The organism is Sagittula sp. S175 (assembly GCF_049800975.1).
GTDB lineage: Bacteria > Pseudomonadota > Alphaproteobacteria > Rhodobacterales > Rhodobacteraceae > Sagittula.
This window is the reverse complement of the sequence record NZ_JBNAGB010000001.1, coordinates 610292-618781: the sequence shown is the minus strand read 5'-3', so window position 1 is coordinate 618781 and position 8490 is coordinate 610292. Positions and strand designations below refer to the sequence as shown.

The 8490-nt window shown below is 66.0% G+C and carries 8 protein-coding genes; 3 read left to right on the top strand and 5 right to left on the bottom strand.

The window, feature by feature from the left end:
• On the bottom strand, nucleotides 1-2382 hold a 2382-nt coding region (locus ACP16H_RS03075), incomplete at its 3' end, for a VCBS domain-containing protein (RefSeq protein ID WP_425070766.1).
• Nucleotides 2383-2671: 289 nt separating this feature from the next.
• Here ACP16H_RS03075 and ACP16H_RS03070 point away from each other — a divergent pair.
• Nucleotides 2672-3232 carry a helix-turn-helix domain-containing protein gene (locus tag ACP16H_RS03070; RefSeq protein WP_425070765.1) on the top strand — a complete coding sequence of 187 codons (561 nt, stop codon included), beginning with the start codon at nucleotides 2672-2674 and terminating at the stop codon, nucleotides 3230-3232.
• A gap of 276 nt (nucleotides 3233-3508) precedes the next feature.
• Here ACP16H_RS03070 and ACP16H_RS03065 read toward each other — a convergent pair whose 3' ends face one another.
• Together ACP16H_RS03065 and ACP16H_RS03060 are read right to left on the bottom strand one after the other, a co-directional pair.
• Nucleotides 3509-4882, bottom strand: coding sequence for an L-serine ammonia-lyase (locus tag ACP16H_RS03065; protein ID WP_425070764.1), 1374 nt, complete (start codon nucleotides 4880-4882; stop codon nucleotides 3509-3511).
• Between the two features lie 105 nt (nucleotides 4883-4987).
• Complete coding sequence (locus ACP16H_RS03060; protein WP_425070763.1) at nucleotides 4988-5683, bottom strand: glutathione S-transferase family protein; 696 nt, start codon at nucleotides 5681-5683, stop codon at nucleotides 4988-4990.
• 157 nt (nucleotides 5684-5840) lie between these two features.
• Between ACP16H_RS03060 and ACP16H_RS03055 the strand changes: the two genes are divergently transcribed.
• Nucleotides 5841-6401, top strand: coding sequence for a fasciclin domain-containing protein (locus ACP16H_RS03055; protein ID WP_425070762.1), 561 nt, complete (start codon nucleotides 5841-5843; stop codon nucleotides 6399-6401).
• A gap of 155 nt (nucleotides 6402-6556) precedes the next feature.
• Nucleotides 6557-7003: a peptide-methionine (R)-S-oxide reductase MsrB gene (msrB, locus tag ACP16H_RS03050; RefSeq protein WP_425070761.1), complete on the top strand. Its 447-nt coding sequence runs from the start codon at nucleotides 6557-6559 to the stop codon at nucleotides 7001-7003.
• 311 nt (nucleotides 7004-7314) lie between these two features.
• Here msrB and ACP16H_RS03045 read toward each other — a convergent pair whose 3' ends face one another.
• Both ACP16H_RS03045 and ACP16H_RS03040 read right to left on the bottom strand, forming a co-directional pair.
• Complete coding sequence (locus ACP16H_RS03045; RefSeq protein WP_425070760.1) at nucleotides 7315-7941, bottom strand: J domain-containing protein; 627 nt, start codon at nucleotides 7939-7941, stop codon at nucleotides 7315-7317.
• 133 nt (nucleotides 7942-8074) lie between these two features.
• Complete coding sequence (locus tag ACP16H_RS03040) at nucleotides 8075-8476, bottom strand: hypothetical protein (RefSeq protein WP_425070759.1); 402 nt, start codon at nucleotides 8474-8476, stop codon at nucleotides 8075-8077.
• Nucleotides 8477-8490 lie beyond the last annotated feature (14 nt).

Genomic DNA, 8490 nt, shown 5'->3' with positions numbered 1-8490 from the left:
AAAGATCACCGGCGCATCGTTCGTCCCGGCGATCACGATCCGAAAGGTCTGGTCGAAGGAGGTGTTGTTCGCCGCCCCGCTGCTGTCCACCACCCGCAAAAGCGTGGCCAGCGTCAGCGACTCGCCATGCGCCAGCTGGTCCAGCAGCAACGTGGCAGGCAGGTCCAGCGACCACGACCCGTCCGCGCCAAAGCTCAGCCCGTCGATGATCACCGCCTCGGTTGCCGCGTCAAAGGGCGAGGGGCCCATGCCACCTTCGCCATCGCGGAAGGTCAGTTGTGGCATGTCGACCGGGGTCACATGCGTGTCGTTCAGGTCCAGATCGTCCCATGTCACCTGACCCGAGGCGAACAGCGGCGCAGGATCCACCGCTTCGTTCAGGATCACCTCGACCGGGGCCGAGGTGATGGCCGGACGGTCATTCGTGCCGGTGAGGGTGAACTGCACCACATCCGTCGCCACCGCCCCGGCACTGTCCGTCGCCGTGATCGTGTAGGACCAAGTGACCGTCTCGCCCTCGGACAGGAAATCCAGAACGGCGGTCGCGTCATAGGTCCAGGGGACGCTGCCCGGTGCCATCGGCCCCGTGGCCCCCAGCGAGAATCCCGCCACCAGCGTATCCGCCAGCAACGCCTTCAGCGTCCCGCCGCTCCAGACCATGTCGTCGTTCGAGGCAACCGACAGCGCGATCAGGTCGCCGCTGTCGATATCGTCAAAGCTCACCACCCCGGTGTCGGACAGCGTCTGGTTCTGCGCGTCCAGCGCCTCGACAAAACCGGTCGCGGGCGTGGCCGAGACCGTCGGCGCATCGTTCGTCCCGCTGACCGTGACCGTCACATGGGCCACCGCCGTCGCGCCCTGCGCGTCCGTCGCCGTCACCTCGACCACCACGTCCCGCGTCTGGCCAACCCCGAGGTCCTGGAAATCCGCCAGCGGGTCAAAGACCAGATCGGTCCCCACAACGCTGGCCGACCCTTCGGAGGGCGCGCCGGTCACCGTGTAGACCAGCGTCGTGCCATCATGCTCGCTGTCGATGTCATCCCCCAGCGCCGTCAGGTCCAGCAGCACCGCCGGGCCATCCTCCTCGGCCAGCATCGCGCCATCCATCAGCGTCGGCGCGTCGTTCTCGCCGGTGACGGTCACCACGACCTCGCGCGTGACCAGACCGCCTTCGCCATCGTCCAGAACGATGGTCACGGTCACCTCCGCCGTCTCCCCGACCGAGAGCCACTCGAATTCACCGTTGGTGTCGAACACCAGCGTGTACCGGTCCGCCGGGATGCAGCCATCGTCGCTGCCCGTCACCTCAGTATAGCTGACCAGCCCCGCCGAGGCTGTGATGCTGTCCACGACCACCGCGTCGCCGTCGAAGTCGTAGACCTCCATGTCAAAGGCCACCGTGCCGCTCTCGGTCACGGTCTGGTCCGCGACACTGACAACGGGAATGTTGTTCGTGCCGTCGAGCAGCAGCACGTAATCGCCAAATACGATCTGCTCGATCCCGTCGAGACTGTCCGTCCCTTCGGCCCCGGTCAGATCAGTGACGGTCAGCCGGTCGCCCCAGCCGCAATGGAAATACCCGCCGTTGTGGCCATAGCCATGCCCGCGCCCATGCTCTTCGTGGCCGCGCCCGTGGCCCTCGTGGCCCGGATCCTCATGGCCACGCTTCTTGTCCTTCTTGCTTCCGGCATGGCCGTGGTGATGGCCCCGGTCGTCGTCCCGCCCGCAGCTGTCGGCACAGCTGCCGGTAAAGCAGATCTCGAAATCCAGGATCGATCCCGCGTAGATCACCGTGTCGAAACCGGACCCGCCCGAGATCGTGTCATCCCCCGCGCCCCCCTGCGCTGTGTCGTCGCCACAGCCAAGGTCGATCTCATCGTCACCCGCGCCCCCCGTCACAAGGTCGTTGCCGCTGTCCGCGTCGATCCGGTCGTCGCCTGCGCCGCCGTCCACGACGTCATCGCCCGAACCCGCCTCGATCCCATCGTCGCCCGCGCCCCCCAACAGGGTATCGTTGCCCTGGCCGCCGTCGATGCAGTCGTCGCCGTCACCGCCATCGACACTATCATCGCCCTTGTCCGCGTCGATCCGGTCATCGCCCGCACCGCCCAGCACGGTGTCATCGCCCTTGCCAGCCTCCACCCGGTCGTCACCGTCCCCGGCATCCACACTGTCGTCGCCCTTGCCGGTTCGGATGCGGTCGTCAAAGGCAGAGCTCGTGACCGTGTCATCGCCGGACTGCGTGTTGATCCGCTGCCCGCGCGTGGCGTCCGAGACATCGATCTCGACGTCCTTGTTGCCGGATTTGTCGCCGGATTTTCCGTCGGAATCGCAGCCAGAATCGGACTGCCCGCCAAGGCGGCCAAAGCGCGAGAAATTCATGGTGTCCCCCCAAGAACCTAAAATGGTCACTTCTATACATTCGAAAGGGTACATACCTCATCCGTTCAGGTGAACCGCAAATTTCGATGGCGCCTTTCGGACTGCGGAGCGTCCTGATTTTTCGAAGAAAAATCGCACCACCCGGAACGAGGCCGCACCGCTTCCGATGCAACAGCCACGCCAGCCATATCAGACGAATCGCCATGCGCCCTTCCGGGTGAAGCGGTTGCTTTCACCAGCGAATCCTGTCTAGTCTCGCTTGCGGGATAGATTCCCGGGGGGATAAACGATGAAGAGCGAACTGACGGTTCGCCTGGCCGCGCGGCTGTCTGCCCTGCGCGCGGCCCGCGGTTGGACATTGGACCAGCTGGCCTCGGCCAGCGGGGTGTCGCGCGCGGCCCTGTCGCGCCTCGAAAACGCCGAGGTCAGCCCCTCGGCCGATGTCCTCTACCGTCTCGCTGCCGCTCACGAGATGACCCTCTCACGCTTGATGTCGATGATGGAAGACGGCTTTGCCGCACAGGTGAAACGCGACGACCAGCCGCTCTGGCGCGACGGCGAAACCGGTCTTTCCCGCCGGATCGTATCACCTGCCGCCCCGGCGCTGGCGGGCGAGGTCGTGGAATGCAAGATCACGCCGGGCACGCATTGGGTGCAGGAGGCCCCGGACGTCCCGGGCCAGGAACACCACCTCGTCATGTTGACAGGCTACATGCATGCAGTGGTAGACGGCGAGGCACATTACCTGGCCCCCGGCGACACCTTGCGCTACCGCGAACACGGCGAGACGCGCTTCGTGACGGCGAAGGGGCAGGGCGCCAAGTTCATGCTTTGCCGCATCAGTGGCTGAGTGGTCCCACTGGGTTCCGCCTTCGCTTCGCTCAGACGGCCGGCGCTCGGCTGACGCCTCGCGCCGTCGGAGGCTCTGCCTCCGAACCTCCGCGGTATTTTCTTCAAGATGAAGGAACGAGCGCCTTTCTTTCCTTCATCTTGACCCAAATACCCTCGGAGGGGTCCGGGGAGGCAGAGCCTCCCCGGCGGGGGGGGGGGGGGGGCGCCGCCCCCCCCCCCCCCCGGGCGCGTGCAAGGCACGCGCCGGTCGCCTGAGCGTAGCGAAGGCGAAACCTCAGCAGTTCGGCACGTTCACCGCCAGCCCGCCCAGCGAGGTTTCCTTGTACTTTTCGTGCATGTCGTGGCCGGTCTGGCGCATGGTCTCGATCGCGGCATCCAGCGGTACGAAATGCGTGCCGTCGCCGCGAATGGCCAGCGAGGCCGCCGAGACCGCCTTGATCGCTCCCAAACCATTACGCTCGATGCAGGGCACCTGCACGAGGCCTTTCACCGGGTCGCAGGTCATCCCCAGATGATGCTCCAGCGCGATTTCCGCCGCGTTCTCCACCTGCTCCGGCGTGCCGCCCATCACGGCGCAGAGCCCCGCCGCCGCCATGGCCGAGGCGCTGCCAACCTCCGCCTGGCACCCGGCCTCGGCACCCGAGATCGAGGCGTTGTACTTCACCAGCCCGCCGATCGCTGCCGCCGTCAGCAAAAAGTCCGGGATCTTCGCCCGCGTCGCCCCCGGCACGTGGTCCAGCCAGTAGCGGATCACCGCCGGCACCACGCCCGCCGCGCCATTCGTCGGGGCCGTCACCACTTGGCCGCCCGCCGCGTTCTCCTCGTTCACCGCCATGGCGTAGACGCTCATCCAGTCGTTGCACACATGCGGCGCCGACTGGTTCAGCCCGCGCTCCGCCAGCAACTGCTCGTGGATGCGCCGCGCCCGCCGTTTCACGCCCAGACCACCGGGCAAAATCCCATCCCCTTCAAGCCCGCGATTGATGCAGCCTTCCATGACCTCCCAGAGCCGGGCGATGCCGTCGTCCAGCCTGGCCGCGCCGCCCCGAGACACCTCGTTCGCCCGCTTCATCTGCGCCACGGTCTTGCCCGAGATGCTGGCCATCTCCAGCATCTCCGCCGCCGACTTGAACGGGTAGGGCACCGCAGGGCCGTCATCGGTATCCTTGCCCGCCGCCAGTTCATCGGCGGTCAACACGAAACCGCCGCCCACCGAATAATACGTCTCCTGCAGGATCACGTCACCCTGCGCGTCCAGCGCCTCCAGCAGCATGCCATTGGCGTGCCCCGGCAAGGCGGGGCCGAAATCGAACCGCAGGTCCGCGCCGGGATCAAACGCCAGTTCGCCCAGCCCCTCGGGCCGCAGCACCTTGTCCTCGCGGATGCGCGCCAGCGCCGCCTCGGCCTTCTCGTGGTCGTAATCGGCTGGCACAAACCCCGCCAGCCCCAGCACCGTCGCCCGGTCGGTGGCATGGCCCACCCCGGTAAACGCCAGCGAGCCATACAGCGCCGCGCGCACGCCATGCGCCTGAAAGGGCGCCGCGCGCAGCAGATCGAGGAACTTGGCCCCGGCCACCATTGGCCCCATGGTATGTGAGGAGGACGGCCCAACGCCGACCTTGAACATGTCGAAAACCGATAGAAACATCGCGCGCCCCTTTGGGTGTTTTGCGTCACGCTACAGCCTGCACGGCCAAAGGAGCGCACGGAACCGACCATTTGGACGCAGTTTGCACCGCCGCAGCAATGCGGCTCAGGTCGCCGATCCCTCGGGCGGTTCCGCAAATTGCGGCAAGGTGAAGGGATGTGGCCCCAGCCCTTCGGCCCGTGCCGCGCGCAGCACCGCCGGACGACCCTCAAGGGAGGCAACCATGCGCTGCAGGGCGGGGTAGTCCGACAGCGCAAACCACCCCGTGTCTCCCGCCGGATACAGCGCACACCAGCGCAACAGGCAGGCAAGGTAACAGGACAGCACGTCCACGCCTTCACTGCCCGACAATTCCCGATCCAGCAGGCTCAGCGCATTCGGCAGGCTCATGGCCTCGCCGCGCGCCACCAGTTGCGCCCGCAGCGCTGCCTGCGCGCCCGCATCCTCCCCGACATATTTCTCGGGATAAAAGGTCATCCGCAGCATCGCGTGCAACGTGTTCGAGGTGAAGAACAGCCGCTTCAGGAAATCGCCCCGCGCCGGGTCCGACGGGGCAGGGGCCATGCGCCCCGCACGATCCGCCAGCCACAGCACGATGGCGCCCGTTTCAAAGATCACGCCTTCGGGTGTCTCAAGCGCCGGAATCAACCCCGCCGGGTTCAGCGCGCGATAGGCCGCGCCCTCCTGCGCCCGCGCGCGGCGATCCACCAGCCGCGTCTCGTAGGGCAGGCCCAGTTCCTCCAGCACCAGCCGGACGATCAGCGAGGCATTGTCGGGGGCGTAGTGCAGCACGTATGTCATGCCTTCTCTCTACCGCGCCCGCGCCCTCGCGACCATGCCAGATGCGACCTCACGCATCCGTGATCGCCGTCCTGAAACTTCGCCCGATTCCCTCCGTGGTTCTCCCTGACCGCCGCCGATCAGGCGCGGCACACCACTCAGGGAGAAGGACCCCAAAATGAAAACCCTCATCGCACTCACCGCCACCGCACTGACCCTCGGCACCGCAGCATTCGCCGAAAGCCACGCCATGACCAACCCGCAGGTCGGCGGCGCCGACATGTTCTCGGACAAGACCATCGTCGAGAATGCCGTGAACTCGCCGATCCACACCACTCTGGTCGCCGCCGTGCAGCAGGCAGGCCTCGTTGACACGCTGAACTCCGAAGGGCCGTTCACCGTCTTTGCTCCCACCGACGAGGCCTTCGGCATGATCGCAGAGGATAGCCTCAAGGCGCTGATGATGGACGAGAACAAGGCCCAGCTGGCGCAAATCCTGACCTGCCACGTGGTCTCGGCCAATGCCATGTCTGACGCCATCGCTGGCATGATTGCCGATGACGGCGGCATGCACCCGGTGCCGACCGTGGGCGGCTGCACCCTTCAGGCCAAGATGGACGGCGACAAGATCACCCTGACCGACGAGAACGGCCGCGAGGCCACCGTCACCACCGCCGACGTGATGCAGTCCAACGGCGTGATCCACGTCATCGACCGCGTGCTGCTGCCCAAGTCGTGATCTCCATGCGGTCCGGGGCGGACTGATGCGCCTTGTGAGAGGGGCGCAAACGCCACCCCGGACCCATACGTAACGAGTCTTCACGTTTCCGCGCCCCCGGCTGTTCAACCCCTGCTCGGGGGCGCACCCTGTTTCCAAAGATCGGAGGAGACACCATGATCAGACGCCTGTTCCTGCTGGGCAGCGCCGCTGCCCTTGCCACACCCGCCGCCGCCTTCGAGGTCACGCGCAGCGACGCCGAATGGCGCGCCATGCTCTCGGACCTCGAATACAAGGTCATGCGCCGCGAGGGCACCGAACGCGCCTTCACCTCGCCCCTGAACGACGAGAAGCGGGCCGGAACCTTTCTGTGCCGGGGCTGCGACCTGCCGCTCTACGACGCCGCGACGAAGTTCGACAGCGGCACCGGCTGGCCGTCCTTCTACGAAGCGCTGCCGAACGCCGTGGAAACCAAAGCCGACCGCTCGCTCTTCATGGTGCGTACCGAGTGCCACTGCCGGCGCTGCGGCTCGCACCTTGGGCACATTTTTGACGATGGCCCGGCCCCTACGGGCAAACGCCACTGCATCAACGGTGTCTCTCTGACGTTCCGGTCGGCATGACTGACCGTGAAGGGGCTGCAACGGGGCGATGGCGCGCAGCCCGCACATTGCAAATGCCTCAAACGGCGGCGGACACCGACCCAATCATCGGTGCCCGCATCCGTGAGTGATAACTTAATCGCCGTAATGCGGCCTAAACTGACGTTAAGTCGCGTCGACTCATCTGTCCAGTAAAATGAACAACCAAGAGTAGTTTCCCGCGGGCAGGGGCAGCAAGGTTTCGGATGCGCCTCCCGTATTAGCCTGCCCGGAATGACAAAGGCCCGCCTCTGCGTGATACACAGGGCGGGCCATGTCACGTGCAGCTGGCCTTACTTGAAGCTGCGCGAATCCTTGATCTGGTCCCAAGCCCAGACGACCTCCTGCAACTGGTCTTCCTGGCTGCGGTCGCCGCCGTTCATATCCGGGTGCAGCACCTTGATCAGCTTCTTGTACGCCTTGCGGATTTCCGCCTTGGTCATCGTATCGTTGGCCTCGAGGATCTCGATCGCCTTGCGCTCCGTCGGCGGCAACTTGCGCCCACCACCGGCTTTCTGCCGCCCCGGGTTCCGCGTCGCGTTGTTGCCCAGCACCTGGTGCGGATCCTCAATCCCCAGCCGCGCCCAGGCCTTCGCCTCCGGGTCGCGCCAGTCCTTCGTCCGACGCTCCCACACCTTGTCCGCCGACGCCTGCGCGTTCATCTCCGCCTCGGTCTTGCCGTCAAAGAACGACCACTTGGCGTTGTACTCCCGCACGTGGTCCTTGCAGAACCAGTAAAAGTCATCCAGCACATCCGGTGCCTTCGGCGCCCGGAACTTCCCCGGCTCCTCGCAGCCCTCATGCTCGCAGACCCGCTGCGAGGTTTCGGATTCGCCGGTCATGCCTCTGCGCCCGCGCGGGTTCTTCTTCTTCGCGGACTTCACGGACATGTCGAAACCGAAGGGATCATCTCTGCTCATATCGCACCTCTCTCGACTCGGACGCCAGATTTTAGACATTCTGACGCCCAAGAACAGGTCTGGAGGCAAAAAATTATCCGCGAGTCATGAACTCTGCGTGAAACCGCGCCGGGCATTTGCACCGATCGGCGCCCTACCGCGCATCCCCGTCATACGGATCGGTCAGGGCCGCCCGCAGCGACACCTCCGCCGCATCCACAGGCCCCTCGGGAGCCCGCCGGGGCCGCGCGGGGGCAGGGGCCTCCTTGACCTCCGCCTTCACCTCCGGCGCCTCCAGCAACTTCGGCTGGAACGCGCTCGCATCCTCCGCGTGTGGCCTGCGGAACACCAACAAGTTGCGCCAGACCGTCTCGCTCCCCGACAGCCCCGCCCGCTCCGTCGCCGGAAGCGTATCCGTCCGCTGGTACTCCCACCCGCGCGCGCCCATGTCGTTGAGCACACGCTCGACCGCAGCGGCAAAGCGCGCCTCCGCACTCGCCCCCTTCACCTTCTCGCCCTTCTCCGGGGCGGGCACGATCTTGTATTCATACCGCATGTCACGAGGGTAGC